Source organism: Streptomyces sp. NPDC037203, assembly GCF_055605065.1.
Genome location: NZ_JBVJUC010000002.1, coordinates 831,756 through 858,437 on the forward strand (window position 1 = coordinate 831,756; position 26,682 = coordinate 858,437).

Annotated in this window: 29 protein-coding genes and 1 riboswitch; of the genes, 19 read left to right on the plus strand and 10 right to left on the minus strand. The window is 73.2% G+C overall.

Translation table 11 applies throughout. The annotated features are described in order from the left end of the window. Window positions 1–67 precede the first annotated feature (67 nt). The 6 genes from ACZ7EC_RS08225 to ACZ7EC_RS08250 all read left to right on the plus strand — a co-directional run bounded on the left by ACZ7EC_RS08225 (window position 68) and on the right by ACZ7EC_RS08250 (window position 5,529). A complete protein-coding gene (locus ACZ7EC_RS08225) occupies window positions 68–865 on the plus strand; it encodes a metallophosphoesterase family protein (RefSeq protein WP_471059364.1) in 798 nt (265 codons plus the stop codon). 112 nt (window positions 866–977) lie between these two features. Next, the gene (locus ACZ7EC_RS08230) at window positions 978–1,415 is read left to right on the plus strand and encodes an SRPBCC family protein (protein ID WP_471059366.1); all 438 of its coding nucleotides are present in this window, start codon (window positions 978–980) and stop codon (window positions 1,413–1,415) included. 446 nt (window positions 1,416–1,861) lie between these two features. Further along, a complete protein-coding gene (locus tag ACZ7EC_RS08235) occupies window positions 1,862–3,040 on the plus strand; it encodes an ArsA family ATPase (protein WP_471059368.1) in 1,179 nt (392 codons plus the stop codon). A gap of 63 nt (window positions 3,041–3,103) precedes the next feature. Further along, the gene (locus ACZ7EC_RS08240) at window positions 3,104–3,598 is read left to right on the plus strand and encodes a DUF5304 domain-containing protein (RefSeq protein WP_471059370.1); all 495 of its coding nucleotides are present in this window, start codon (window positions 3,104–3,106) and stop codon (window positions 3,596–3,598) included. A 67-nt stretch (window positions 3,599–3,665) separates the two neighbouring features. Then, a complete protein-coding gene (locus ACZ7EC_RS08245; RefSeq protein ID WP_471059372.1) occupies window positions 3,666–4,619 on the plus strand; it encodes an ROK family glucokinase in 954 nt (317 codons plus the stop codon). 133 nt (window positions 4,620–4,752) lie between these two features. After that, window positions 4,753–5,529, plus strand: a complete 777-nt coding sequence (locus tag ACZ7EC_RS08250; protein ID WP_471059374.1) for an endonuclease/exonuclease/phosphatase family protein — start codon at window positions 4,753–4,755, stop codon at window positions 5,527–5,529. 30 nt (window positions 5,530–5,559) lie between these two features. Here the strand turns inward: ACZ7EC_RS08250 and ACZ7EC_RS08255 are convergent, their stop codons facing one another. Next, the gene (locus tag ACZ7EC_RS08255; RefSeq protein ID WP_471059376.1) at window positions 5,560–6,165 is read right to left on the minus strand and encodes a hypothetical protein; all 606 of its coding nucleotides are present in this window, start codon (window positions 6,163–6,165) and stop codon (window positions 5,560–5,562) included. Further along, window positions 6,158–6,937, minus strand: coding sequence for an alpha/beta hydrolase (locus ACZ7EC_RS08260; protein ID WP_471059378.1), 780 nt, complete (start codon window positions 6,935–6,937; stop codon window positions 6,158–6,160). The genes ACZ7EC_RS08255 and ACZ7EC_RS08260 overlap by 8 nt, the downstream gene beginning before the upstream one ends. 173 nt (window positions 6,938–7,110) lie before the next feature. On the opposite strand from ACZ7EC_RS08260, the gene ACZ7EC_RS08265 reads away from it, so the two are divergent. The 4 genes from ACZ7EC_RS08265 (at window position 7,111) to ACZ7EC_RS08280 (ending at window position 10,977) form a co-directional block, all read left to right on the plus strand. Continuing rightward, window positions 7,111–7,872 (plus strand): lysophospholipid acyltransferase family protein, encoded by a 762-nt coding sequence (locus ACZ7EC_RS08265; protein ID WP_471059781.1) that lies wholly within the window; start codon window positions 7,111–7,113, stop codon window positions 7,870–7,872. 38 nt (window positions 7,873–7,910) lie between these two features. Next, window positions 7,911–9,140 (plus strand): MacS family sensor histidine kinase, encoded by a 1,230-nt coding sequence (gene macS, locus ACZ7EC_RS08270; protein ID WP_471059380.1) that lies wholly within the window; start codon window positions 7,911–7,913, stop codon window positions 9,138–9,140. Then, window positions 9,137–9,814 (plus strand): response regulator, encoded by a 678-nt coding sequence (locus ACZ7EC_RS08275; RefSeq protein WP_471059382.1) that lies wholly within the window; start codon window positions 9,137–9,139, stop codon window positions 9,812–9,814. Before macS ends, ACZ7EC_RS08275 begins: the two co-directional genes overlap by 4 nt. A gap of 134 nt (window positions 9,815–9,948) precedes the next feature. After that, entirely contained in the window at window positions 9,949–10,977 is a 1,029-nt protein-coding gene (locus tag ACZ7EC_RS08280; RefSeq protein ID WP_471059383.1) for a 6-phosphofructokinase, read from the plus strand. Between the two features lie 62 nt (window positions 10,978–11,039). Here the strand turns inward: ACZ7EC_RS08280 and ACZ7EC_RS08285 are convergent, their stop codons facing one another. Continuing rightward, window positions 11,040–12,947 (minus strand): anthranilate synthase family protein, encoded by a 1,908-nt coding sequence (locus ACZ7EC_RS08285; protein WP_471059385.1) that lies wholly within the window; start codon window positions 12,945–12,947, stop codon window positions 11,040–11,042. Window positions 12,948–13,059: 112 nt separating this feature from the next. Continuing rightward, entirely contained in the window at window positions 13,060–13,116 is a 57-nt protein-coding gene (locus ACZ7EC_RS08290; protein WP_471059784.1) for a trp operon leader peptide, read from the minus strand. Between the two features lie 103 nt (window positions 13,117–13,219). On the opposite strand from ACZ7EC_RS08290, the gene ACZ7EC_RS08295 reads away from it, so the two are divergent. After that, window positions 13,220–14,572, plus strand: coding sequence for a class II 3-deoxy-7-phosphoheptulonate synthase (locus ACZ7EC_RS08295; protein WP_471059387.1), 1,353 nt, complete (start codon window positions 13,220–13,222; stop codon window positions 14,570–14,572). A 155-nt stretch (window positions 14,573–14,727) separates the two neighbouring features. Next, entirely contained in the window at window positions 14,728–14,955 is a 228-nt protein-coding gene (locus ACZ7EC_RS08300) for a bacterioferritin-associated ferredoxin (RefSeq protein ID WP_397986368.1), read from the plus strand. 8 nt (window positions 14,956–14,963) lie between these two features. Here the strand turns inward: ACZ7EC_RS08300 and bfr are convergent, their stop codons facing one another. Then, window positions 14,964–15,473: a bacterioferritin gene (gene bfr / locus ACZ7EC_RS08305; protein ID WP_471059389.1), complete on the minus strand. Its 510-nt coding sequence runs from the start codon at window positions 15,471–15,473 to the stop codon at window positions 14,964–14,966. Between the two features lie 190 nt (window positions 15,474–15,663). Here bfr and ACZ7EC_RS08310 point away from each other — a divergent pair, with 190 nt between their 5' ends. Beyond that, on the plus strand, window positions 15,664–16,296 hold the full coding sequence (locus ACZ7EC_RS08310) for a sulfite oxidase-like oxidoreductase (RefSeq protein WP_471059391.1): 633 nt from the start codon (window positions 15,664–15,666) through the stop codon (window positions 16,294–16,296). Window positions 16,297–16,326: 30 nt separating this feature from the next. Here the strand turns inward: ACZ7EC_RS08310 and ACZ7EC_RS08315 are convergent, their stop codons facing one another. The 5 genes from ACZ7EC_RS08315 to thiO all read right to left on the minus strand — a co-directional run bounded on the left by ACZ7EC_RS08315 (window position 16,327) and on the right by thiO (window position 21,629). Further along, window positions 16,327–17,217: a deoxyribonuclease IV gene (locus ACZ7EC_RS08315; RefSeq protein ID WP_471059393.1), complete on the minus strand. Its 891-nt coding sequence runs from the start codon at window positions 17,215–17,217 to the stop codon at window positions 16,327–16,329. Between the two features lie 74 nt (window positions 17,218–17,291). Next, a complete protein-coding gene (pknB, locus tag ACZ7EC_RS08320) occupies window positions 17,292–19,202 on the minus strand; it encodes a Stk1 family PASTA domain-containing Ser/Thr kinase (protein WP_471059395.1) in 1,911 nt (636 codons plus the stop codon). A 223-nt stretch (window positions 19,203–19,425) separates the two neighbouring features. Continuing rightward, on the minus strand, window positions 19,426–20,220 hold the full coding sequence (locus tag ACZ7EC_RS08325) for a thiazole synthase (RefSeq protein WP_471059397.1): 795 nt from the start codon (window positions 20,218–20,220) through the stop codon (window positions 19,426–19,428). Window positions 20,221–20,223: 3 nt separating this feature from the next. Beyond that, the gene (thiS, locus tag ACZ7EC_RS08330) at window positions 20,224–20,445 is read right to left on the minus strand and encodes a sulfur carrier protein ThiS (protein ID WP_471059399.1); all 222 of its coding nucleotides are present in this window, start codon (window positions 20,443–20,445) and stop codon (window positions 20,224–20,226) included. Beyond that, window positions 20,442–21,629 (minus strand): glycine oxidase ThiO, encoded by a 1,188-nt coding sequence (gene thiO / locus ACZ7EC_RS08335; protein ID WP_471059402.1) that lies wholly within the window; start codon window positions 21,627–21,629, stop codon window positions 20,442–20,444. The genes thiS and thiO overlap by 4 nt, the downstream gene beginning before the upstream one ends. Continuing rightward, window positions 21,627–21,738: riboswitch (TPP riboswitch) on the minus strand. (Overlaps the previous gene by 3 nt.) A 53-nt stretch (window positions 21,739–21,791) precedes the next feature. Between thiO and ACZ7EC_RS08340 the strand changes: the two genes are divergently transcribed. The 6 genes from ACZ7EC_RS08340 to ACZ7EC_RS08365 all read left to right on the plus strand — a co-directional run bounded on the left by ACZ7EC_RS08340 (window position 21,792) and on the right by ACZ7EC_RS08365 (window position 26,612). Continuing rightward, window positions 21,792–22,142: an avidin-fold protein gene (locus tag ACZ7EC_RS08340; protein WP_471059404.1), complete on the plus strand. Its 351-nt coding sequence runs from the start codon at window positions 21,792–21,794 to the stop codon at window positions 22,140–22,142. Window positions 22,143–22,174: 32 nt separating this feature from the next. Further along, window positions 22,175–23,404, plus strand: coding sequence for an NAD(P)/FAD-dependent oxidoreductase (locus ACZ7EC_RS08345; RefSeq protein ID WP_471059406.1), 1,230 nt, complete (start codon window positions 22,175–22,177; stop codon window positions 23,402–23,404). A 59-nt stretch (window positions 23,405–23,463) separates the two neighbouring features. Beyond that, window positions 23,464–23,829 (plus strand): Rv2175c family DNA-binding protein, encoded by a 366-nt coding sequence (locus ACZ7EC_RS08350; RefSeq protein WP_471059408.1) that lies wholly within the window; start codon window positions 23,464–23,466, stop codon window positions 23,827–23,829. Window positions 23,830–23,966: 137 nt separating this feature from the next. After that, window positions 23,967–24,614 carry a thiamine phosphate synthase gene (gene thiE, locus ACZ7EC_RS08355; RefSeq protein WP_471059410.1) on the plus strand — a complete coding sequence of 216 codons (648 nt, stop codon included), beginning with the start codon at window positions 23,967–23,969 and terminating at the stop codon, window positions 24,612–24,614. 109 nt (window positions 24,615–24,723) lie between these two features. After that, the gene (metF, locus tag ACZ7EC_RS08360) at window positions 24,724–25,647 is read left to right on the plus strand and encodes a methylenetetrahydrofolate reductase [NAD(P)H] (protein WP_471059412.1); all 924 of its coding nucleotides are present in this window, start codon (window positions 24,724–24,726) and stop codon (window positions 25,645–25,647) included. Between the two features lie 56 nt (window positions 25,648–25,703). Next, window positions 25,704–26,612 (plus strand): SCO2102 family sporulation regulator, encoded by a 909-nt coding sequence (locus ACZ7EC_RS08365; RefSeq protein ID WP_471059414.1) that lies wholly within the window; start codon window positions 25,704–25,706, stop codon window positions 26,610–26,612. Window positions 26,613–26,682 lie beyond the last annotated feature (70 nt).

Genomic DNA, 26,682 nt, shown 5'->3' on the forward strand with positions numbered 1-26,682 from the left:
GGGCGAGTAACCGCAGGCCACGACCGGGACTGTTCACCTGCGGCACACACGCCTACGCTTGATCGCCATGGCATCCACACCCCCTCGAAGCAGCCGGCACCGGGTCCATGTGGTCAGCGATGTGCACGGCAACGCACGGGACCTGGCGCGGGCCGGCGAGGGTGCCGATGCCCTGATCTGCCTGGGCGACCTGGTGCTGTTCCTCGACTACGCCGACCACTCGCGCGGCATCTTCCCCGACCTGTTCGGCGAGGAGAACGCCGACCGGCTCGTGGAGTTGCGCACCGCCCGGCGCTTCGAGGAGGCCCGCGCGTTCGGCGCCGGGCTGTGGAGCGGGATCGAGGGCGACCGGTTCACGGCCATCGAGAAGGCGGTGCGCAAGCAGTACGCCGGACTCTTCGCCGCGTTCCCCACTCCGACGTACGCCACCTACGGCAATGTCGACATGCCGGGGCTGTGGCCGGAATACGCCCGTCCCGGTACCACCGTGCTCGACGCGCAGCGGGTGGAGATCGGCGGCTGGACGTTCGGGTTCGTCGGCGGGGGACTGCGCACGCCCATGCGGACGCCGTACGAGATCTCCGACGAGGAGTACGCCGCGAAGGTCGAGGCGGTGGGCGAGGTCGACGTGCTGTGCACCCACATCCCGCCGGAGGTGCCGGAGCTGGTGTACGACACCGTCGCGCGCCGCTTCGAGCGGGGGAGCCGGGCGCTGCTGGACGCCATCCGGCGCACCCGGCCCCGGTACGCGCTGTTCGGGCACGTCCACCAGCCGCTGGTGCGCAGGATGCGGATCGGGGCGACGGAGTGTGTGAACGTGGGGCACTTCGCGAGCGCCGGGAAGCCCTGGGCGCTGGAGTGGTGACGGGGCGGGGGCCGGGGGGAGGCGGGCGCACGGTAGCCTTCACGCTGCACACACCTGCGCAGGTCGCGCACGGCAAGAGTCTCTTCGGTCCGCATCTGGAGGAGCCACGGCGATGGCGGAACACACCAGTTCGAGCATCACGATCGAGGCGGCTCCGGCCGACGTCATGGCGGTGATCGCCGACTTCGCGCGCTACCCGGACTGGACCGGCGAGGTGAAGGAGGCGGAGGTCCTCAAGACCGACGAGCGGGGGCGTGCCGAGCAGGTACGGCTCGTCATGGACGCCGGTGCGATCAAGGACGACCAGACGCTGGCGTACACCTGGGCCGGCGACAACGAGGTCTCCTGGACGCTGGTCAAGTCCCAGATGCTGCGCTCGCTCGACGGGTCCTACCTGCTGCGGCCGGCGGGACCGGGCGGCACGGAGGTCACGTACCGGCTCACCGTCGACGTCAAGATCCCCATGCTCGGCATGATCAAGCGCAAGGCGGAGAAGGTCATCATCGACCGCGCCCTGGCCGGCCTGAAGAAGCGCGTCGAAACCCCCTGACCCCTCCTGCCCGCCTCCCACCCGGCTCGGTCGGATGAGTGGCGGGACCACAGGAGCTCGTCGGCCGCGGGCAGCCGTGCGGCTCTGGGACGGCACGGGCGGACGGGCGCGGGAGGCACCCCGCCGGCGCCGGGCCGCCTGTCCGCGTCCTGCCGTCGGGTCCGCCGACGGGAGGCACCGGGCGGTAGGAAGCACCCCCGTCGGCACCGCGCCGTACGACCGCTCCCGGTCGGTCCCCCGATCCCGGTCGGCCGTCGCACCGGGCTGCTTGTCCGCGTCCTGCCGTCGCGCGGCCGGGCCGTGCGCCCAATCCCCGCCCGACTCCCGGCCGACCCCGCCCGACCCTGGTCGGCCGTCCCCGTCCTGCCGTCGCGCCCGCCGTCGCGCCCCGCCCCCGTTCCCTCGCCGCCGCGCACCGCGCGGAGTGTCCGTTACCGTTCGGAGCTATGCGGACCATCCTGATCACGGGGCCCGGTGGCAGTGGGCGGACGACCGTCGGCGCCGCCACCGCGCTGCGTGCCGCCCGTGAGGGCAGTCGGACCTTGTTGCTGAGCGCGGAGCGCGCGGACACCCCCGGCGCGGTGCTGGGAGTGCCGACCGGGGCCCGGCCCGTCGAGGTCGCGCCCCGGCTCACCGCCTGGCGCCCCGACGCCGCCGCCGGCTTCCGCCAGGACCTCGCCGAGTTCCAGCGCCGCGCCGCCGGCGTCCTCGACCTGCTCGGCGCCTCCCGCCTGGACGCCGAGGAGGTCACGCCGCTGCCCGGCGCCGAGGAGCTGACGTTCCTGCGCGCGCTGCGCGACGCCGCGCTCTGCGAGGAGTACGACCTCCTCGTCGTCGACCTGCCACCCCTCCCGCAGGCCCTCGCCCTGCTCTCCCTCCCCGAGGAACTGCGCCGCTATCTGCGCCGCCTGCTGCCTCCCGAGCGCCAGGCCGCCCGTGCCCTGCGCCCGGTGCTCGGCCGGCTCGCCGGGGTCCCCATGCCCGCCGACTGGCTGTACGAGACGGCCGGTCGCTGGGACGTGGAGCTGGCCGCCGTGGAGGCCGTGCTCACCGACCGCGACACCGCCGTACGCCTGGTCGCCGAACCCGGCCCCGCCGCCCTGGACGCCCTGCGCACCGCCCGCCTCGGCCTCGCCCTGCGCGGCCTGCGCACCGAGGCCCTCGTGGCCAACCGCGTCCTGCCCGACACCACCCCGGACACCTGGCTAGCCGCCCTGGCCGCCCAGCAGCGCAAGGCGCTCAGGGAGTGGGAGGACGACGGGGAGTGCGCCGTGCACCCCGTGCCGCACCTCGGCCGCGACCCGCACGGCCCGGACGACCTCGCCGCCCTCGCCGTACCCGCCGTCGCCGACACCGCCCGCCCCGTCGAGTGGCCCGTCGCCGACCGGATCGCCGAGGACGGGGTGCTGGTGTGGCACATCCCGCTGCCCGGCGCCATACGCGAGGAACTCGACCTCATCCGGCGCGGCGACGAACTCGTGATCACCACGGGCTCCTTCCGGCGGATCGTCTCCCTGCCCTCCGCCCTGCGCCGCTGCACCGTCTCCGGGGCCGGACTGCGCGAGGGCGAGCTGCGGGTGCGCTTCGCCCCCGATCCCGGCCTGTGGCCCGCCGCCGCACGGTGAACGGCCCCCTGCTGTTCGGGTAACGTCGTAGGGGTAAGGGCGTACCGCAGTCAGGAGTCCGCCATGAGCGATGAGCGCCCCGCCGAGCCGCACGAGGAGCCGCGGGTGAGCGACGCCGACGCCTGGGCCACGGCCTGCGCCGAGGACCTGGAGGCCGAGAAGGCCCGCCACCGCACCAGCTACGGCCCGCCCCCCGGCTCCGCCGCCGAGGAACTGAAGAAGCTCGTGGACACGGTGGCCGACAAGCTGTCCGGCCTCCAGTCCCCCCTCGGCGCGCTCGCCGGACCCGCCGCCCAGCAGATGGTCAAGCAGGTCGTCCAGCAGGCGAAGGCCGCCGTCGAGCCCGTCATCGAGCGCAACCCCGGCGTCTTCGACCACCTCGCCGCCGCCGGCGGCGAACTGCTCGCCGCCTACCGCTCCGCCGTCCAGTCCCAGGAGCGCCGCTGGACCTCCGGCCCGTCCGGCCTCGCCGACGAGTGGCGGGGGGAGCAGGGCGACGGCAAGGGGCGCGACCGGGGCGAGGGCACCGGCTCGGGAGAGCGCATCGACCTGGACTGAAGCCCTCGCCCGCAGGGGCCTCGGGTACGGTTGGCCGTAGCGGGGCTCGACCGAAACTGAGGGATTCATGGGACTCACCATCGGCGTCGACATCGGCGGCACAAAGATCGCGGCCGGCGTGGTCGACGAGGAAGGCAACATCCTCTCGACCTTCAAGGTGCCGACCCCCACCACGCCCGAGGCCATCGTGGACGCCATCGCCTCCGCGGTGGAGGGCGCGCGTGCCGGGCACGAGATCGTCGGCGTGGGCATCGGCGCGGCCGGTTACGTCAACCGGCAGCGCTCCACCGTCTACTTCGCGCCCAACATCGACTGGCGCAACGAGCCGCTCAAGGAGAAGGTCGAGGCCCGCACCGGCCTCCCCGTCGTGGTCGAGAACGACGCCAACGCCGCCGCCTGGGGCGAGTACAAGTTCGGCGCCGGCAAGGGCCACCGCAACGTCATCTGCATCACCCTCGGCACCGGTCTCGGCGGCGGCATCATCATCGGCAACAAGCTGCGCCGCGGACACTTCGGCGTGGCCGCCGAGTTCGGCCACATCCGGATGGTCCCGGACGGCCTGCTGTGCGGCTGCGGCTCGCAGGGCTGCTGGGAGCAGTACGCCTCCGGGCGCGCCCTGGTCCGCTACGCCAAGCAGCGCGCCAACGCCACCCCCGAGAACGCGGAGCTGCTGCTCTCGCTCGGCGACGGCACCCCGGACGGCATCGAGGGCAAGCACATCTCCATGGCCGCCCGGCAGGGCGACCCGGTCGCCGTCGACTCCTACCGCGAGCTGGCCCGCTGGGCCGGCGCCGGCCTCGCCGACCTGGCCTCCCTCTTCGACCCCTCCGCCTTCATCGTCGGCGGCGGCCTCTCCGACGAGGGCGAGCTGGTCCTCGACCCGATCCGCAAGTCGTACAAGCGGTGGCTGGTCGGCGGGAACTGGCGCCCCGTCGCCGACGTGATCGCGGCGCAGCTCGGCAACAAGGCGGGCATGGTCGGCGCGGCGGACCTGGCCCGCGAGCCCGACCCGATCATGTAAGCGGGACGCGAACAGCTCGGGGCGCGAGGTTCGTGTGCGGCTGCCCGTTCGACGTGGCTCGTCGCGCAGTTCCCCGCGCCCCCCGGGCCGGCACAGTCGCCCGCTCCCGACAGCGCGGCGTACATTGATCCACATGGCGCCGCTCCCCAACTCCCACACAGAACCCGATGGTTCAGCCGTCCTCCGCGTCCTGAGCTACAACATCCGCTCGCTGCGCGACGACACCGACGCCCTCGTCCGGGTGATCACCGCCTGCGCCCCCGACCTGGTCCTCCTCCAGGAGGCGCCCCGGTTCTTCCGCTGGCGCAAGAAGCTCGCGCGGCTGGCCGGGGCCTGCGGTCTGGTCGTCCTGACCGGCGGCGGCACCAGCGCGGGACCCGCGATCCTGTGCTCGCTGCGAGCCACCGTGGAGCGCACCGAGGACGTCCTGCTGCCCCTCACCCCCGGCCTGCACCGGCGCGGTCTGGCCACCGCCGTGGTCCGCTTCGGCGGCGCCCGGCTCGGCGTGGTCAGCTGCCACCTCGGCCTCGACGGCGGCGAGCGCTACGCCCAGGGCGGTCTGCTCCTCGACCGGCTCGACGGACTCGGTGTGGAGCACGCGCTCGTGGGCGGCGATCTGAACGAGGGCCCCGACGGCCGCACCTTCCGGCTGCTCGCCGGCGCCCTCCAGGACTGCCGGACGGTGGCCCCGTGGGGCGGCGAGGAGACCTGGACGCACAGCGCGCCGGGACGGCGTATCGACGCGGTGTTCGCCACCAAGGGCATCGAGGTCCTCGGCTGCGGGGTTCCCGAGGACCAGCCGGGCGTCACGCGCGCCGACCTGGCCGCCGCCACGGACCACCTCCCGGTCCTGGCCGCCCTGCGCGTCCCGGCCACCGGGTCGGAAGCCGCTCCCGGCCAGGGCCGCTAGACCACGGCCCCCGGTCCCCGGCCAGGGCCGCTAGACCACGGCCCCCCGGCCCGGATCGTCGTCGTCGTCCTCGTCCGTCCGCATCCGCGCCACCAGCGTCGCGAAGCCGCCGAGGAAGCCGCCGATGCAGGCGGTCGTCAGCCACCAGGTCATGTCCCAGCCGAGCAGCACCGCCAGGAGCAGCAGGACCGGCCCGCCGATCACGCCCAGCCAGGCGAACCTGGACGTGGTGTCGCCGGTGTCCAGCGGGGGCGGCTCGGGCGGCACGAAGTGGCCCTCGTCGTCCTCGTCGAAGTCGTCCTCGGACGGCTCCGGCGCGTGATGGTCGCGGGGGCCGACGCCGGGTGCGAAGGAGACGGAGCTGCCCAGCGGGGGCCGGGCGGGCCGCGGGTCCTCCTTCTTGCCGGCGCCCTCGTCCGCCGCCGCGTCCTGCTCCAGCTTCTCCAGCAGCGCGTCCTTCTCCAGCAGCGCGAGGTCCTCCACCGGCTTGAAGGGCTTGCTGCCCGGCGGGTCCGGCGGCTCCTCGCCGTACCCGGCCACGATGGCCCGCCAGGCGGCGTCCTCGTCGAAGCGCAGCCCGTTCTCCTCCGGCTCCCGGTCCTCCCGGCCCTCGGGACCCGGATCGTGCTCAGCCAACTGCGGCCGTCCCTTCCTTGCCCGGAATCGGTGCGAGCCGGCCGATGAAACCGAGGCTCTCCTCGAAGATCCGGTCCGCGTCCACATCCAACGTCGCGACGTGGTAGCTGTGTTCCAGCACGATCTCCCGGACGTCCGCGGACGAGATCCGGCTCAGCACCCGCGCCGAGTCGACGGCCGGTACGACATGGTCCCGGGCGCTGCGCAGCAGCAGCAGCGGCTGGGTGATCCGGGGCAGCTCGCCGTCCAGCCGGCGCAGGAACCGGCGCAGCGAGTGCGCCGCGTGCAGCGGCACCCGGTCGTAACCCGTCTCCGCCACCCCGTCCTTGGCGATGTCGCTGGCGATGCCCTTGGTGGAGGGCACCAGGTACCGGGCCACGGGTAGGGCGTACGCGGACAGTCCGTGGACCTTGTTCGCCGGGTTGACGACGACCACGCCGCTGATCCGCTCGCTGTGCAGGGCGGCCAGCCGCAGCGCGAGGGCGCCGCCCATGGACAGGCCCGCGACGAACACCCGCGAGCAGCGCTCGGACAGCAGCCGCAGCTCGCGGTCCACCTCCGCGTACCAGTCCTGCCAGCCGGTGACCTGCATGTCCTGCCAGCGGGTGCCGTGTCCCGGCAGCAGGGGCAGCGACACCGTCAGACCGTGCGCGGCGTGGTGTGCGGCCCAGGGGCGCAGTGACTGCGGGGAGCCGGTGAAGCCGTGGCAGAAGAGGACGCCCACCTCGCCGCCGGAGTGGCGGTACGGCTCGGCTCCAGGGAGAACCGGCACCTTCGACGCTCCTGTTCCTGGGGAAGGGCCCCGCCGCCGTCGGGCCGGGGCGCGGAGAACACGCGGATGTGCTTCACGGTACGCGACCGCACGGACACCGACCAGGGCCGTCGGGTGCTTTGACGGTCCAGCGGGTTATGGTCTGTCCGACGGAAACGGGAGGCACACGGGTGTTGTACGGCACGATGAAGGTCGCCATCGGAGGGCCGCTGAAGCTCGCCTTCAGGCCCTGGGTGGAGGGGCTGGAGAACATTCCGGCCGAGGGCCCGGCGATCCTGGCCAGCAACCACCTGTCCTTCTCGGACTCGTTCTTCCTGCCGACGATGCTGGACCGCAAGGTCACCTTCATCGCGAAGGCCGAGTACTTCACCACGCCCGGTGTGAAGGGCCGGCTCACCGCCGCGTTCTTCAAGGGCGTCGGCCAGCTCCCGGTGGACCGCTCGGGGGCGCGCGGTGCCGGCGAGGCCGCGGTCAGGAGCGGCATCGAGGTGCTGGAGCGCGGCGAGCTGTTCGGCATCTACCCGGAGGGCACCCGCTCGCCCGACGGGCGGCTCTACCGGGGCAAGCCCGGCGGCCTCGCCCGCGTGGCGCTCGCGAGCGGTGCCCCGGTCATCCCGGTGGCGATGATCGACACCGAGAAGATCCAGCCGCCCGGCAAGGTGATGCCGAAGCTGATGCGGCCGGGCATCCGCATCGGCAAGCCCCTCGACTTCAGCCGCTACCAGGGCATGGAGCACGACCGCTTCGTGCTGCGGGCGCTGACCGACGAGGTCATGTACGAGATCATGAAGCTCTCCGGCCAGGAGTACGTCGACATGTACGCGACCGCCGCCAAGCGGCAGATCGCGGAGGCGGCGAAGGCGGCCAAGGAAGCGGAGAAGGCGGAGAAGGCGGAGAAGGAAGCCGAGAAGGCGAAGGACGCGGAGAGCAGGTAACCGCAGCGGGCCTACGGGGTTCACGGGGGGCGCGGGGGATGGCCGGGCGCGAGCGTGTGCTGAGGATGTCGGTGGAGCTGCCGCTGTGGCGGGCGCTGGCCGGCTACCGCGTGCTGACCATGCTGTACGCGCTCGGCCTGTGCGTCACCTCGTACGAGCACTTCACCCGTCCGTGGATCGCGGTCGGCTACGACGCCGTCCTCGCCGTCTGGACCCTCGCCACCCTGCCCCGCGTGCGCGGCGCGGCCGACTGCACCAGGGGCTTCCTCGCCGCCGACCTGGCCATCGGCCTCGCCGGCGTCCTGCTCACCGCGTTCGCCGACAGCCACCAGCGGGCCGCGGGCGGCCCCACCCTGCCGACGATATGGACCGGCGGCGCGGTCCTCGCCTTCGCGGTCAAGGGCGGCTGGCGCTGGGCCGCCGTCGCCTCCACCGCGGTGGCCGCCGCCAACCTGGTCGAGCGCGGCCAGTTCGCGCGGGACACCGTGCACAGCCTGATCCTCGTGTGGGTGGCCTCCATCGGCATCGGCTACGTGGTGGAGGTGGCCCGCGCCTCCGAGCGCACCCTCGCCCGCGCCCTGGAGATCGATGCCGCCACCCGTGAGCGGGAGCGGCTGGCACGGGACATCCACGACAGCGTGCTCCAGGTGCTGGCGATGGTGAAGCGGCGCGGCACCGCCCTCGGCGGCGAGGCGGCCGAACTGGGCAGGTTGGCCGGGGAGCAGGAGGTGGCCCTGCGCACCCTGGTCTCCGGCGGCCTGCCGCCGGTTCCCCGAACCGCGCCGGCCGGCGGGGGCGGTGTCGGACCCGCCGCCGGGACGGCGGGAGCGGCGGACGGCGACGGGCCGGTCGATCTGCGCACCCTCCTCGCCCCGTTCGCCCGCGACCGGGTGAGCCTGGCCGAGCCCGGCGCCCCGGTGCCGCTGCCCCCGGCCGCCGCCCGCGAGCTGGCCGCGGCCGTCGGCGCCGCCCTGGACAATGTGCGCAGGCACGCCGGCGAGGGGGCGCGGGCCTGGATCCTGGTCGAGGACGAGCCGGAGGACGTCCTCGTCACCGTCCGGGACGACGGGCCCGGCATCCCGGACGGCCGGCTCGCCGAGGCGGAGGGCGAGGGGCGGCTCGGCGTCGCCCAGTCCATCCGGGGCAGACTGCGCGACCTCGGCGGCAGCGCCGAGCTGATCTCGGTGCCCGGCCAGGGCACGGAGGTCGAACTGAAGGTACCGAAGGGCGCCGTTGCGGCGCGGGGGAAGAAGGCGGAGCGGCGATGACACAGCGGCAGGACCCGATCAAGGTCATGGTGGTGGACGACCACCCCATGTGGCGCGACGCGGTCGCCCGTGACCTGGCCGAGTCCGGCTTCGAGGTGGTCGCCACCGCGGGCGACGGCGACCAGGCCGTGCGCCGCGCCAAGGCCGCCGCCCCCGATGTGCTGGTCCTGGACCTCAACCTGCCCGCCAGGCCGGGTGTCCAGGTGTGCAAGGAACTCGTCGCGCACAACCCGGCGTTGCGCGTCCTGGTCCTGTCCGCGAGCGGGGAGCACGCCGATGTCCTGGAGGCGGTGAAGTCCGGCGCGACCGGCTATCTGCTGAAGTCCGCGTCCACCGCCGAACTGCTGGACGCGGTGCGCCGCACGGCCGTCGGCGACGCGGTGTTCACGCCGGGCCTCGCCGGCCTCGTCCTCGGCGAGTACCGGCGGCTGGCCGCCGAACCGGCGCCCGCGCCCGACGCCGGGCGGCCGGGCGCGCCCCGGCTGACCGAGCGGGAGACGGAGGTGCTGCGGCTGGTCGCCAAGGGCCTGAGCTACAAGCAGATCGCCGAACGCCTCGTCATCTCCCACCGCACCGTGCAGAACCACGTCCAGAACACCCTCGGCAAGCTCCAACTGCACAACCGCGTCGAGCTGGTGAGGTACGCGATCGAACGCGGCCTCGACGGCGAGTAGCGCCCCGCTCCGGCGGTCGTGCCCCCGGTTCCCGCCGCAATCCCCCCGATTCACCCGTACCGCCTCTCCCGGTGTGACGCGCATCACCATTAGCGTGACGAAACGTCAGGCACTGCGGGTGAAGGGACATTTCCATGCGGGTCGGAGTACTGACCGGAGGCGGCGACTGCCCCGGACTCAACGCCGTCATCCGAGGCATCGTGCGCAAAGGCGTGCAGGAGTACGACTATCAGTTCGTCGGCTTCCGGGACGGCTGGCGGGGCCCCCTCGAAGGCCGCGCCGTCCCCCTCGACATCCCCGCCGTGCGCGGCATCCTGCCCCGCGGCGGCACCATCCTCGGCTCCTCCAGGACCAACCCCCTCAAGATCGAGGGCGGCATCCGCCGGATCAAGGACAACCTCGCCAAGCAGGAGGTCGAGGCCCTGATCGCGATCGGCGGCGAGGACACCCTCGGCGTCGCCGCGCGACTGTCCGGCGAGTACGGCGTGCCCTGCGTCGGCGTGCCCAAGACCATCGACAACGACCTGTCCGCCACCGACTACACCTTCGGCTTCGACACCGCCGTCAACATCGCCACCGAGGCCATCGACCGGCTCCACACCACCGCCGAGTCCCATATGCGGGTCCTGGTCTGCGAGGTGATGGGCCGGCACGCCGGCTGGATCGCCCTCCACTCGGGCCTCGCCGGCGGCGCCAACGTCATCCTCATCCCCGAGCAGCGCTTCGACCTCGACCAGGTGTGCGCCTGGATCACCTCGCGCTTCAGGGCGTCGTACGCCCCGATCGTGGTGGTCGCCGAGGGCGCCATGCCCAAGGACGGCGAGATGGTGCTCAAGGACCAGTCGCTGGACTCCTTCGGGCATGTGCGGCTCTCCGGGGTCGGCGAGTGGCTGGCCAAGGAGATCGAGAAGCGCACCGGCAAGGAGGCGCGCACCACCGTCCTCGGGCACATCCAGCGCGGCGGCACCCCCAGCGCCTTCGACCGCTGGCTCGCCACCCGCTTCGGGCTGCACGCCGTGGACTGCGTCCGCGACGGCGACTTCGGCAAGATGGTCGCCCTGCGCGGCACCGACGTCGTCCGCGTGCCCCTCGCCGAGGCCACCGCCAAGCTGAAGACCGTCGACCCGAAGCTGTACGAGGAGGTCGGGGTGTTCTTCGGCTGAGGGACCGAGCGGCCACTCAGGGCTGTGGGCCGGCACCGGCCCACAGCCCCCGGCCGGCCGTCTCAGAACGCGCTCGCGCCGCGCAGCCGCCCCATCAACTCACCGACGATCGCCGCCCCGTCGAGCGTCAGCACCGACTCCGGGTGGAACTGCACCCCCGCGAAACCGGGCCCCCGTACGGCATGCACCTCACCGGCCGCCGACCGGCTCACCTCGATCCCGTGCGCCGCCAGCTCCCGCGCCGCCTCCTCGTCGCAGCGGGCCGTGAAGCTGTTGTAGAAGCCGACGGTCTCGTGGCGCCCGAACAGCTCGATCTCCGTCTGCGCCCCCTGGTACGGCACCTCCTTGCGGACGATCTCCAACCCCAGCTCCGCGGCGAGCAGTTCATGGCCCAGGCACACGCCCAGCACCCCGTGCCGGTGCTCCCGCACGACGGTCCGGGTCAGCTCGCGCAGGAAGCGCATCTTCGGATCGGTGAGGTCGCCGGGGTCGCCGGGGCCGGGGCCCAGCACCACCGGGCCCTCGTGCGCGAGCACCGCGGCCCGCAGCCCCGGCTCGTCGTAGCGCCGTACCGTCACCTCCAGGCCGGTCGAGCGCAGCAGGTGGGCCAGCATCGCGGTGAAGGTGTCCTCGCCGTCGACCATCAGGGCATGCCCGCACACCTCGGCGGACGGCTGCCGCATCCGCAGCCAGAACGGGGCGAGCCGGGCCCGCCGCCCGTCCAGCGCGGCCCGCACCCGCGGGTCGTCGGCCAGCCGGGGCAGCTCCCGCTCCGCGCGCGGCCGACCGGGCCGCACCCCGAGCGCCGCCAGCACGCCCGCCGCCTTCGCATGGGTCTCGGCGACCTCGCCCGCCGGCTCCGAGCCGCGCACCAGGGTGGCCCCGACCGGCACCCGCAGCCGCCCGTCCGCGCCGATGTCGGCGGTGCGGATCACAATGGGGGAGTCCAGCGTCTGCGCGCCGCCCGCGTCCCGCCCGAGCAGGGCCAGCGCCCCCGCGTAGTAGCCGCGCCCGCCGACCTCGTGCCGCTCGATCACCCGGCACGCGTTCTGCACCGGCGACCCGGTGACCGTCGCCGCGAACATGGTCTCCCGCAGCACCTCGCGGGCGTCCAGGGAGGACCTGCCGCGCAGCTCGTACTCGGTGTGCGCGAGGTGCGCCATCTCCTTCAGCCGCGGCCCGACGACGACCCCGCCCATGTCGCCGACGGTGCACATCATCTTCAGCTCCTCGTCGACCACCATCGACAGCTCCTCGATCTCCTTGCCGTCGGCGAGGAAGTCCAGCAGGTGCTCCGGCGTCGGCCCTCCGGCGGGATAGCGGTAGGTCCCGCTGATCGGGTTCATGACGACCGTCCCGCCGGACATCCGCACATGCACCTCGGGGCTCGCGCCGACCAGGGTGCGCCCGCCCGTCTCCTGCCCTTCCAGGCGATGCCCTCCGGGCCCCTGCTGCTCTCCGGTGTGCACCACGAACGTCCAGTACGCCCCGCGCTCGCCCTCCAGCAGCCGCCGGAACAGCGCCAGCGCGTCCGCCCGGCCGAAGTCCGGGATCCGCCCCTCGTACGTCCGCCGGATCACGAAGTTCGCGCCCTCACCGCCGCCGATCTCCCGCTCCAGCACCCGCCCGACGATCCCGGCGTACTCCTCGTCGCCGACGTCGAAGCCGCCGCCCTCGACACGCACCGCGTGCGCCGGGAGCTGCCGCAGCGCCTCGTCCAGCGGGATCTCGTACGACTCCTCGGGCGTCAGCACCAGCAGCGGGGTGCCGTCGTCGCGGACGTCGAAGCCGCGCTCGCGGATCTGCCGGAACGGCACCAGGGCGAGGCCCTCGTCCGGCAGCTCGGCGAGCCGGTCCCGGCTGCCGACCGGGCCGATCAGCACCTCCACCGGGTGCTCGGCGCGGCCCGGCAGACGGCGGCGCAGCAGGGCGAAGGGGCGGGGGTCGGACAGCAGGTCCATGAGGTCCACGGGTCGGGCTCCTACTCGATCAGGTGAGGAATCGGCTGAAGGAGAGGAACGACCGCGGAAACGCCGAAGGCCGCCCCTCGGGCGGCCTTCGCGAAGTCTGGGTGCGCGCGAATCAGTGGGCCGCCGAAGAAGCGGTCCACCACCAGTTCCGGTTGGAAAGCGCGAACATGCGAAAGACCCTACCGCACCACCACCGTCCACGACTCAGTCACCGCGTCTCACGTTCCGGGCGACTCGTGGGGCAGGGGATACGACCCCGTAATGTGTACAAGGTGACCGTGAACGCTAAGTCCAGCGCGAGCGCTGGCAACACCTGGCGAGACCTGCCCGCGGCGCAGCAGCCCGAGTACCCCGACCCCGTGGCTCTGCGCGAAGTCGTCGCGGAGCTGGAGTCGTATCCGCCGCTCGTCTTCGCGGGCGAGTGCGACCAGCTGCGTGCCCGGATGGCGGCCGTCGCCAAGGGAGAGGCGTTCCTCCTCCAGGGCGGCGACTGCGCCGAGGCGTTCGACGCGGTGTCCGCCGACCAGATCCGGCAGAAGCTCAAGACGCTGCTCCAGATGGGCGCCGTCCTCACCTACGCGGCCTCCGTGCCCGTGGTGAAGGTCGGCCGGATCGCCGGGCAGTACTCCAAGCCGCGCTCCAAGCCGACCGAGACCCGCGACGGGGTGACGCTGCCGACCTACCGGGGCGACTCCGTCAACGGCTTCGAGTTCACCGAGGCCGCCCGCATCCCGGACCCCGAGCGGCTGAAGCGGATGTACCACGCCTCGGCGTCCACGCTGAACCTGGTGCGTGCCTTCACCACCGGCGGATACGCCGACCTGCGCCAGGTGCACGCCTGGAACCAGGACTTCGTGAAGACGTCCCCCTCCGGCCAGCGCTACGAGCAGCTCGCGCGGGAGATCGACAACGCGCTGAACTTCATGCGGGCCTGCGGCACCGACCCGGAGGAGTTCAAGACCGTCGAGTTCTTCTCCTCGCACGAGGCGCTGCTGCTGGACTACGAGTCCGCCCTGACCCGCGTCGACTCCCGCACCGGCAAGCTGTACGACGTCTCCGCGCACATGGTGTGGATCGGCGAGCGCACCCGGCAGCTGGACCACGCGCACATCGAGTTCGCCTCGAAGATCCGCAACCCGATCGGCATCAAGCTCGGCCCGACCACCACGGCCGAGGAGGCGCTGAAGTACATCGACCGCCTCGACCCCGAGCGGGAGCCGGGCCGGCTGACCTTCATCGTCCGCATGGGCGCCGACAAGATCCGCGACCGGCTGCCCGAGCTGGTCGAGAAGGTCACGGCGTCCGGCGCCACGGTGGCCTGGGTGACCGACCCGATGCACGGCAACACCTTCGAGGCGGCCTCCGGGCACAAGACCCGCCGCTTCGACGACGTGCTCGACGAGGTCAAGGGCTTCTTCGAGGTGCACAAGGGCCTCGGCACCCATCCGGGCGGCATCCACGTGGAGCTGACCGGCGACGACGTCACCGAGTGCGTGGGCGGCGGCGACGAGATCTTCGTGGACGACCTGCACCAGCGCTACGAGACGGCCTGCGACCCGCGGCTCAACCGCAGCCAGTCCCTGGACCTGGCGTTCCTGGTCGCGGAGATGTACCGGGACCAGTAGGCGACCGGTTCGCCGACGGTGCCGCTGGGGCGCGGATCACATGCGATCCGCGCCCCTCGGCCTTTTGCGGTCGCGAAGCGACGGGTAAGGTTAGGTTTGCCTCACCGGGAACGGGGTGGCAGAGCTACGGCGATCCCGTCGGGAGGTGAGTCCGCGTGTACGTGTGCAGCTGCTTCGGCATCACCGAGGCCCAGGTCCGGCAGCACGCGGAGGACGGCGCAGGCACTCCGCGCCAGATCGCCTCCGCCTGCAAGGCGGGCACGGACTGCGGCCGCTGCGTACGGCGCATCCAGGCGCTGCTCGGCCGGGGCGCCTGCCCCCGCCGCGAACTGATCGAACAGCGCTCCCCGGCGACCCTCGACCGGCTGGACGACGCCGCCTAGGCGCGCCGCTAGAAGCTGCTGGTGCCCGGCCCCGACGGGTCCGGCTGGTTCTGCTCGATCAGCGTCGAGATGTAGAGCGCCTCGCCCAGCTTGTCCACCAGCTCCAGCTGGGTGTCCAGGTAGTCGATGTGGTGCTCCTCGTCGGCCAGGATCGCCTCGAAGATGTTCGCGGACGTGATGTCGTCCTTGTCGCGCATGATCTGCACGCCCCGGCGCAGCCGGTCGATCGCCTCGACCTCGATCTGCCGGTCGGCCCGGAACATCTCGGTCACCGTCTGTCCCACCTCGATATGGGAGAGCCGCTGGTAGTTCGGCAGCCCGTCGAGCAGCAGGATGCGGTCGGTCAGGAGTTCCGCGTGCCGCATCTCGTCGAACGACTCGCGCCGGGTGTACTCCGCGAGCTTGGACCACCCCCGGTGATCCTGGATCTTGGAGTGCAGGAAGTACTGGTTGATCGCCGTCAGCTCGGCGGTCAACTGCTCGTTGAGCAGTTCGATGACGTCGGGGTCGCCCTGCATCGCAGCGGCTCCTTCCACGCGGATGTCTCCCGCACGGATATCGGGGGAGGGTGTGGGCCGCATGATTGCACCGGACGCGAAGATCGTCCAGTAAGTGCGTACTTAGTAAATACGCTGAGGTTTGATGTCATTTGCCCGTTTTGGATGGGGGCGGTCAAGGGCACTGCCCGAGGTCTGTCAGGATGGTTACATGGGTCATCCGGTGGAGCGAGAGTCTGGAGCAACGGCAGGGTCCGAGCTTCCGCCGGGGCAGCGACTCCAGCGCGGCTGGCCGGTCACGCACTACGGACCCGTGCCCAAGTTCCGGCCCGAGCGCTGGGACTTCCGGGTCTTCGGCGCCACCGCCGACGGCGACAAGCACGGCTGGAGCCACGAGGAGTTCACGGCCCTGCCGTACGCCACCGTGGTGGCCGATCTGCACTGCGTGACCAAGTTCAGCATGCTCGGCGCGGAGTGGGGCGGGGTGCCGGCCGCCGCGATCGTGGAGCTGGCCCCGCCGGCCCCGGACGTCACCCATGTGATGGTCTGGGCGGAGTACGGCTTCAGCTCCAACCTGCGCCTCACGGACTTCCTCTCCGAGAGCACCCTCTTCGCCACCCACAAGGACGGCGAGCTGCTGACCGCCGAGCACGGCTTCCCGGTCCGCCTGATCGTGCCCCATCTGTACGCCTGGAAGGGGCCCAAGTGGGTGCGGGGCGTGGAGTACATGACGGCCGACCGGCGCGGTTTCTGGGAGGAGCGCGGGTACCACAACGTGGGCGACCCGTGGAAGGAGCAGCGCTACTCCTACCAGGAGGAACCGGGGGAGGGGCCGGAGCTGTGACGGCCCGGCCACCGGCCCCCGAGGCTCGCGTCAGCCGTCCCTGAGGCGCTTGAGCCGGGCCACGTCCGCCGCGTGGCCCTCCTTGCCGCCCGGAGTCTCGATGACCAGCGGGACGCCCGCGGTCGCCGGGTGGCTCATCAGGGCGCGGAAGGGCTCCTCGCCGATGTGCCCGGAGCCGATGTTCTCGTGCCGGTCCTTGTGCGCGCCCACCACGTCCTTGGAGTCGTTGGCGTGGATCAGCTTCAGCCGCCCCTCGCCGACGGTCTCCACCAGCAGATCGAGGGTCTGGCGCATCCCGGCCGGGCCGGTCAGATCGTGCCCGGCGGCGAAGATGTGGCAGGTGTCCAGGCAGACGCCCAGCCTGGGGTGGGCGTCCAGCGCCTCGAAGTACGGCCCGAAGTCCCAGGTCCGCGAGCACAGCGAGGCACCCTGGCCCGCGGTGGACTCCAGCAGCAGGAACGGGTCGTCGTCATGGGTCAGCTCGTCCAGCAGCGGAAGCAGGTGCTCCCGTACCTGCTTCAGTGCCACCTCGCGGGCCCGGCCGCCGGTCGCGCTGCCGGTGTGCACCACCACGCCGAGCGCGCCGATCTCCCGGCCGCGCCGCAGCGAGTGCCGCAGCGACTCGGCCGACTTCTCCACCGTCGCCTCGGTGTGCGAGCCGAAGTTGATCAGGTAGGGGGCGTGCACGTACGCCGGGATCGACTCCTCGGCGCAGGCCGCGCGGAACGCCTCGTCCTGCTTCGGGTTGCCGGCCGGGGTGGCCCAGCCGCGCGGGTTGGCCACGAAGACCTGGACGGTCTCCGCCTTCAGCTCACGGGCGTACGACAGCCCCACGGAGTGCAGGCCGCCGGCCACCGGGACATGGCCGCCGACGGGGTTGCGAGGGAGGGACGGAGGGCGGGACGGGGAAACGGGACTCACCTGTCCAGGGTGTCATGTCCGCGGGGGGCCCGGACCGGCGGCGGGCGTGAACCCGCTCACCGGTCCCGCGGCCCTCACCTGATGGTGATCGTGATCGTGGACCCCTTGGGCGCCGTCCCGCCGCCCTCGACGGACTGCTTCTTCACGGTGTCGCCGAACAGCCCGAGCAGCCCGCGGTCCTCGCTGACCTTGAACCCGGCGCCCTCCAGCGCCTGGTGGGCGTCGTCCACGCTGTCGCCGGTCACGTCCGGGACCTCGATCATCTGCGGGCCCTTGGACAGGGTGAGCGTCACCGTGTCGCCCGCGGCGGCCTGCTTGCCGTCGCCGGGGCTCTGCCGGGCCACCTTGCCCTTGTCGTACTCGGAGTCGACCTGCTCGCTCGCGATCTTCACCTTGAGCCCGGCGTCCGTCAGCTCCTGCCGGGCGTCGGCCGGGTCGTCGCCGGTGACGTCGGGCACGTCGACGGGGCTGCCCTTGCTGACGGTCAGCGCGATCGCGGAGCCCGCGTGCCGCTCGGTGCCCGCGCCGGGGGCCGTGGAGATCACGGCGCCCTGGTCGATGTCGTCGCTGAAGTTCCGGGTGACCATGCCCGGTTCGAGGCCGGCCGCCTTCAGCTTCTGCCTGGCCTTCGCGAGCGGCAGGTCGGCGAGGTCCGGCACCTTGACCGTCTCCGGGCCGAGCGAGACGGTCAGCGTCACCGCGTCGTGGTCCCGGATCCGGGCCCCGGCCGCCGGGTCGGTGCTGATCACGGTGCCGCGCTCGACGGTGTCGTCGTAGGCCCGCTTCACCTTCCCGACCTCCAGCCCGGCGTCCGCCAGCCGGTTCCGGGCCTGTGCCTCCGTCTTCGTCAGCAGCGGGGGGACCTTGGTGAACTGGCCGGAGTTGATGTACCAGATCCCGGTGCCGGCGCCGAGCACCAGAAGCACGGCGACGGCGAGGGTGAGCACGAGCCGCCGGGACCGGCGCGGGGGCGGCACGGGCGCGGCCTGGAAGCGGGCGGTGCGGCTGACGCCGTCGCCGTCCCCGTCGACGCTAAGCGGTCCGGGCACGGTCAGCGCGCGCGGGATCACGCTCGTACGGTTCTCCGCGTTCTCGTGCTCCACCGTCCTCGCCTGCGGCGGTACGGCGTCCAGCTGCTCCCCGGTCAGCGCCGCGCGGGCCTCGCGGGCCTCGGCGAGCAGCGCGACCGCGTCGTACGGGCGCAGCTCGGGGGTGCGGGCGGTGGCCGAGGCGACCAGCTCGTCCAGCTGCGGCGCGAGCCCCGGCACCAGTGCGGAGGGCGGCGGGACGTCCTCGTTGATGTGCCGGTAGAGCACCTGCGCGGGGGAGTCACCGGAGTGCGGCTTGGCGCCGGTCAGCATCTCGTACAGGACGACACCGCAGGCGTACACGTCGACGCGGGGGTCGGCGGCGCCCTGGTCGATCTGCTCGGGGGCGAGGTAGGCGACGGTGCCGAGCACGGAGCCGGTCGTGCTGGTCACCGTGTCCACGGAGCGGACCAGGCCGAAGTCGGCGACCTTGACCCGGCCGTCGTCGCCTATCAGCACGTTCTCGGGCTTCATGTCCCGGTGCACGAAACCGGCCCGATGGGCGGCGCCGAGCGCGGCGAGCACCGGCTCCAGGATGTCCAGCGCGGCACGCGGGCGCAGGGCGCCGCGCTCGCGCAGCACGTCACGGAGGGTGCACCCGGCGACGTACTCCATCGCCATGTACACGTACGACCCGTCGGTGCCCTGGTCGTAGACCTGCACCACGTTCGGGTGGTCGAGCCGGGCCGCGGACTTGGCCTCGCGGATGAACCGCTCCACGAAGACGCCGTCGGCCGCCAGCGCGGGATGCATCACCTTCAGCGCGAGCACCCGGTCCAGGCGCGTGTCCAGCGCCCGGTACACCGTCGCCATCCCGCCGGCCGCGATCCGCGCGTCCACGCGATACCGACCGTCGAGCACGTGCCCGACGAGGGCGTCCTGAAGGGTCATATCCACACGGCGAGTCTACGAGCCCCCGACCCCGCCCCGGCCCCGCCGGCCTCTCCCACCTGCCCACTGAAGCCCACCTGTGACGCTTCTTACGCGGCCACGCCACATTCCACCGGAGCCGGCGGCCACCCGACCCCCTGAATCCACCCCCGCGACCGGACAGCCACCGACGTCGACCGCCCCCACGGGGCGCCAGCGCCGTCGGCGGCGTCCGTCCGGCCTTCGGAGGTCAGAACGCCGGGCGCTCGGGGTCCAACGCGGCCAGGCCCTCGGCAGGAGAGGACGCCTCCGCCCAGTACCGCCGGGGTATCCGCCCCGCGAGCCGCGCCAGCCTCCCGCCGGTCACCGCGTGCCGCATCGCCGCCGCCATCACCTCCGGCTCCCGCGCCCGCGTCACCGCCGACGCCAGCATCACCCCCGCGCACCCCAGCTCCATCGCCAGCGCCACGTCCGACGCCGTCCCCGCCCCCGCGTCCAGGATCACCGGCACCCCCGCCCGCTCCACGATCAGCTGGAAGTTGTGCGGGTTGCGGATCCCGAGCCCCGACCCGATCGGCGACCCCAGCGGCATCACCGCCGCACACCCCACGTCCTCCAGTTTCCGCGCGAGCACGGGATCGTCGTTGGTGTACGGCAGCACCGTGAACCCGTCGTCCACCAGCGTCTCCGCCGCCTCCAGCAGCTCCACCGGATCCGGCAGCAGCGTCCGCTCGTCGGCGATGACCTCCAGCTTCACCAGCGACGTACCGAGCGCCTCCCGCGCGAGCCGCGCCGTGAGCACGGCCTCTCCGGCGGTGAAGCACCCCGCCGTGTTCGGCAGCACCCGGATGCCGAGCTTCTCCAGCACGGACAGCACCGAGCCGTGCACGGACGGATCGACCCGCCGCATCGCGACCGTCGTCAGCTCCGTCCCGGACGCCACGAGGGCCCGCTCCAGCACGTCGAGGCTGGGCGCCCCGCCGGTCCCCATGATCAACCGCGACCCGAAGGCCGCGTCCCCGATGACAAGGCGATCGTCGGTCACCGCTCAGCCCCCCTGTACCGCGGTCAGCACCTCGACCCGGTCGCCCTCGGCGAGCGCCGTCCCGGCCCACCGCGTGCGCGGTACGACGGTCTCGTTGACGGCGGCCGCCACCCCGGCGGGGGCCCGCACGAGGGACCGTACGACCGCGTCGAGCGCGGTCCCCGGCGCGACCTGCCGCCGCTGCCCGTTGACGGAGATGGTGATGGTGGACGGCACGGCGCTCATGCGGTCTGCTCCAGCTGCTGTGTGCGCGGCGCGCCGAAGCGCCCCGGCGTGAACGGACGGGCTTCCTCGGGCAGCGGGCCGCCGGCCAGCAACTGCCCCATCACATCCCCGGTCACGGGCGTGAGCAGCACCCCGTTGCGATGGTGCCCGGTGGCCAGCAGCAGCCCGGCGAGGCCGGACGGCCCGAGCAGCGGCGCGTTGTCCGGGGAGCCGGGCCGCAGCCCCGCCCGCGTCTCGGTGAGCGGCAGCTCGGTGATGCCCGGCACCAGCTCGTGCGCGTCGCGCAGCAGCTCGTACACCCCGCCCGCGGTGACCGTCGTGTCCCAGCCCTGCTCCTCGCTGGTGGCGCCGACGACCAGCTCGCCGTTCTCCCGCGGCACCAGGTACAGCTGCCCGCCCCGGACCACGGCCCGCACCGTCCGGCTGAGGAACGGCGCGTACCGCTTCGGCACCGCGAGACGCAGCACCTGCCCCTTCACCGGCCGCACCGGCGGCAGCACCTCCCGCGGCACCCCCGCGAGCCGCCCGCTGAGGCTGCCGCCCGCGAGCACCACCTGCCCGGCGGCGAGCGCCGTACCGTCCGCCGTGGTCACCCCGACGGCCCGGTCCCGTACGACGTCCAGCCGCTCGGCCCACACCCGGTGGAACACCACCCCGGCCCGCTCGCACGCGATCACCAGCGCCGCGGCCAGCCGGCGCGGATCGATCTGGTGATCGCCGTCCACCCGCAGGCCGCCGCGCACGCCCGGCGCCAGCATCGGCTCCAGACGGCGGCACTCCCGGCCCGGCAGCCACTGCGCGTCGAGGCCGCAGCTCTGCTGGAGGGCGTGCAGTTCCCGCAGATGGGCGCGGTCGTCGGCGTCCAGCGCGACCGCGAGGGTGCCGCAGCGCCGGTAGCCGAGGTCCCGGCCGCTCGCCTCGGTCAGCTCGGCCACGAAGCCGGGGTAGCGGCGCGCCGACTCCAGGTTGAGGGCGAGCAGCGTCTCCTCGCCGTAGTGCAGTTCGGTGACCGCGGCCAGCATCCCGGCCGCGACCTGCGCGGCCCCGCCGCCGGGTACCGGGTCCACCACGGCCGTGGCGAGCCCGCGGCGCGCCGCGCGCCAGGCCGTCACCAGGCCGATGATCCCGCCCCCGACGACGAGGACGTCGGAGGTTCCCGAGGTGTCGGGCGTACGTGTGGACATGGGCGTCCAGCCCCTCCCTTCGCCGGCATGACCCGGATCAGGTTCGTACGGTCGGAGGCCGCCAGCCTCCCTCTCAGCCCGGTGCGTCCGGGCTCCCGCGAGTGCTTGTACGGTGGCCACCCTAGCCCGCCCCCCTCGTCACCCGTAAGGGAGCCCTCGCCCATGGCCCCGTCGCTGGACGGTCTGATCCTCGCCCCCGTCGCCGACCAGTCCGCAGGTCAGGTGGGTACCCGCACCCGCTTCGCCTACCACGAGCGGGACGGCGCGGTCTGGGCCGAGTACCAGGGCGGCGACATCGTCCGCGGCCATCTGGTCGGCACGCGTGCGGGCGACCGGCTGGACTTCCGGTACGTGCAGCTGCGCACCGACGGCAGCACGGCCTCGGGCCACTGCGTCTCCACGGTCGTGGAACTGCCCGACGGCCGGGTGCGCCTGGAGGAGACCTGGGAGTGGGAGTCCGGACCGGGCTCCGGCACGAGCGTCGTGGAACAGCTCACCGTGCACACCCGCTGACTGACTGATCGTCATCTGTCTAAGGTGATCGGGTGAGCGAGCAGACAGCCCGGCAGGGCACGGCAGGGACGCGGCGCGTGGTCGTCGTGGGCGCGGGCATGGCCGGGGTGCAGACCGCGGTCGCGCTGCGGGAACGGGGTTTCACGGGCGAGGTGACCGTCATCGGCGCCGAACCCCACCAGCCGTACGACCGGCCGCCGCTGTCCAAGGCCGTGCTGCTCGGCAAGGCCGAGGGCTCCGCGTTCGACCTCGACTTCGACGCGCTCGGCGTCGGCCTCCGGCTCGGCTGCGAGGTTCTCGGCGCCCGCCCCGCCGACCATGAACTGGACACCGAGGCGGGCCCGGTGCCGTACGACGTGCTGGTGCTGGCCACCGGCGCCGAGCCGGTCACCCTGCCCGGCAGCGAGGGCGTCCCCGGCGTGCATCTGCTGCGCACCCTGGACGACGCCGAACGGCTGCGGCCCGTGCTCGCCCGGCAGCACGACATCGTGGTCGTCGGCGCCGGCTGGATCGGCGCCGAGTTCGCCACGGCCGCCCGCGAGGCCGGTTGCGCGGTCACCGTCGTCGAGGCCGCCGACCGGCCGCTCGCCGGAGTGCTGCCCGCCGAGGTCGCCGCCCCCATGGCCGGCTGGTACGCCGACAGCGGGGCCGAACTGCGCACCGGCGCGCGGGTGGAGCGCGTCGAGCCCGGCGCGGTGGTACTCGCCGACGGCACCCGGCTGCCCGCGGGGGCGGTCGTCGTCGGCATCGGCGCCCGCCCCGCCACCGGCTGGCTGGCCGGCTCGGGCATCGAGCTGGGCGCGTTCGGCGAGGTCGTCACCGACGCCCGGCTGCACGCCTCCGCGCCCGATGTGTACGCCGTGGGCGACTGCGCGTCCTTCCCCTCGGCCCGCTACGGCGAACGCCTCCTCGTGCACCACTGGGACAACGCCCTCCAGGGCCCGCGCACCGTCGCCGCCGGCATCCTCGGCGAGAGCGCCGTCTACGACCCGGTGCCGTACTTCTGGTCCGAGCAGTTCGGCCGCTTCGTCCAGTACGCGGGGCACCATGCCGCCGCCGACCGGCTGGTCTGGCGCGGCGATCCCGCGGGCCCCGCCTGGACGGTGTGCTGGCTGCGCGAGGGCCGCCTGGTCGCCCTGCTGGCGGTGGGCCGCCCGCGCGACCTCGCCCAGGGCCGCAAGCTGATCGAGGCGGGCCGCGCCCTCGACCCGGAGGCACTGGCGGACCCGAGCCGGCCGCTGAAGGACGCCACGGCCGACTGAGCCCCCGCCAGGCCACCGGCGTAAAGCGCCGAACCCGGCCGAGCGCCTACCCTGTACCCGTGACCGAGATTGACACGAAGATCGACGCGCTCGTCCCCGCCTGGCTCACCCTCCCCGACATCGCCGAACAGTTCGGCGTCGAGGTGACGCGGGTGCGGCAGCTGGTCAAGGACGGCCAGCTCATCGCCGTACGCCGGGGTGAGAACCGCGCGCTGCACGTTCCCGCCGCCTTCATCGACGGGGACAAGGTCGTCAAGGGCCTGTCCGGGACCCTGACGCTCCTGCGGGACGACGGCTTCACGGTCGAAGAGATGATCGAATGGCTTTTCACCCCCGACCCGACCCTGCCGGGCACCCCGGCGCAGGCCCTCAGCGAGAATCGCGGCACGGAGGTGAAGCGCCGCGCCCAGGCGCTCGCCGTCTGAGCCGGACCACATGAGGGCCGTCCGGGCCCACCGCCCGCGGGCCGTCCGGGCCCGACCGCCGAGGGGTGGTGTACGACGCCCCGCGCGCCGTACGCCACCACCCGCCCAGCACGCACACCGACTCCGGGGGACCACGCATGCCCGACACCGCCCGCGCCGAGCTCGCCGACGCCCGGCTCTACCTGTGCACGGACGCCCGCAGGCGCCAGGGCGACCTGCCCGAGTTCCTGGACGCGGTGCTGGCCGGCGGTGTCGACATCGTGCAGCTGCGCGACAAGGGCATGGAGGCCGCCGAGGAGCTGGCCTGCCTGGAGGTCTTCGCCGAGGCCTGCGCCCGGCACGGCCGGCTCCTCGCGGTCAACGACCGGGCCGACGTCGCCCACGCCGCCGGCGCCGATGTGCTCCACCTCGGCCAGGGCGACCTGCCGGTCCCCGCGGCCCGCGCGATCCTCGGCGGCGACGTGCTGATCGGCCGCTCCACCCACACCGAGGACGAGGCCGCCGCGGCCGCCGTCCAGGAGGGCGTGGACTACTTCTGCACCGGGCCCTGCTGGCCCACCCCCACCAAGCCGGGCCGCCCCGCACCGGGCCTGGACCTGGTCCGGTACACGGCCGCGCTCGGCACCGGGCGCCCCTGGTTCGCCATCGGCGGCATCGATCTCGGCAATCTGGACGAGGTCCTGGCGGCCGGGGCCCGCCGGGTGGTCGTGGTGCGCGCGCTCACCGAGGCCGACGATCCGGGCGCCGCGGCAGCCGAGTTCGCCCGGCGGCTGCGGAAGGCCTGAGCGGCGACGTCTCGGGGCCCCGTCCCAAGGGGTGGACGACAAACCGACAATTCCGGCAAATTCCCGGAGTGCGGTTGGGGGACCGGCGTCCCCTGGCTAACCTGCGGGTATGGCCCTCGGAACCGCATCCACCAGGACTGATCGCGCGCGCACCGTGCGTGACATGCTCGCCGGCGGCAAGACCACGTACTCCTTCGAGTTCTCGGCGCCGAAGACGCCCAAGGGCGAGCGGAGCCTGTGGACCGCGCTGCGCAGGGTCGAGGCGGTCGCCCCCGACTTCGTCTCGGTGACGTACGGCGCCGGCGGCTCGACCCGCGCGGGCACCGTCCGGGAGACGCAGCAGATCGTCGCCGACACCACGCTCACCCCGGTCGCCCACCTCACCGCCGTCGACCACTCCATCGCCGAACTGCGCAACATCATCGGCCAGTACGCGGACGCCGGGATCCGGAACATGCTCGCCGTGCGCGGCGACCCGCCCGGCGACCCCATGGGCGAGTGGGTGGCACACCCCAAGGGCCTGACCTACGCGGCCGAACTGGTGCGCCTCATCAAGGAGTCGGGCGACTTCTGCGTGGGCGTCGCCGCCTTCCCCGAGATGCACCCCCGCTCCACGGACTGGGACACCGACGTCGCCCACTTCGTGGACAAGTGCCGCGCGGGCGCCGACTACGCCATCACCCAGATGTTCTTCCAGCCGGAGTCCTATCTGCGGCTGCGCGACCGGGTGGTGGAGGCGGGTTGCGACACCCCGGTCATCCCGGAGATCCTGCCGGTCACGAGCGTGCGGATGCTGGAGCGGCTGCCCAAGCTCAGCAACGCCCGGTTCCCGGACGCCCTCAAAGAGCGGATCCTCGCGGCGAAGGACGATCCGGCGGCTGTACGCTCGATCGGGGTCGAATTCGCCACGGAGTTCTGCGCGCGACTGCTGTCCGAAGGCGTGCCCGGACTGCACTTCATCACGCTCAACAGCTCCACGGCGACCCTGGAGATCTACGAGAACCTGGGCCTGCACCACCCCCCGCGGGCCTAGACCTGCCGCACCCTGTTGCGACACACTGCGTAACGGCCACTGGGAGAGGGGCGTACATGGGCTGGACGGTCCTCTACATCGCATTCGGCGGCGTCGCGCTGTGGTTGCTCGGCGAGGTGCTGCTGCAGTACAAGGCGCGCCTGCGCTGGCGGCTGCTCGCCTTCGCCGGCTTCCTCGGCGTGGTGGTCGGCGTCATGATGCCGTCCGTCCTCGTCATCGGGGCGGGCGCGATCGCCTTCGCCGTCGGCCAGACCCTCGTGACGCTCTCCTTCCGCCGCGGCTTCGCGGCGGGTTGGGCGGTCCGGCGCCCCGACGCGGGCGCCGTGGCGTCCGGCGGCAGCAAGCGCCGCCGCGGCCGCGGCGACCGCAACACCCGCACCGCGCAGGCCCCGGCCCCCGCTCCCACCGGCGCCGACGAGGACCCGGCCGCCGCTCAGGACGGCTACGCCCAGGACGGCTCCGCCCCGGACGCGTACGACGACTACGACCGCGACGACGTCTTCACCCCCGCGCGCCCCCCGGCCGCCGACACCGGCTCCGTCTACGAGCCGCAGCCCCTGCCCGACGACACCGGCAACTACGGCGTCTACGGCGACACCGCCACCCACGCGGCCCCCCAGCAGGACCCGTCCTACGACTACTCCGGCTACGCACAGCAACAGGGGTACGGATACGACGCCGCCCCCCAGCAGGGCTACGCCAACTACTCCGACCCCTACATCGGCAGCCAGTCCTACGCCGGCACCGGCTACGACCCCGGCTACGCCCCGCAGGACTACACCCAGGACCCCTACGCCACCGGCGGCTACGGGGAGACCCCGGCCGGCGGGGTGTGGGTGCCGCAGCAGCGCACCGACGAGGGCCAGGGCGGCGAACCCCAGCAGGAGCAGCCGTACCCCTACCAGAGCCACGGCCAGCAGCAGCCGGGCGCCGGGTACGACGAGCAGCAGCAGTACCGCTACTGAGACGACGGGAGCCGGGCGGGCCGGGGCCGAAGCGGCTCACGGACCCCGGCGCACGGGTCCCGGCTCTCGG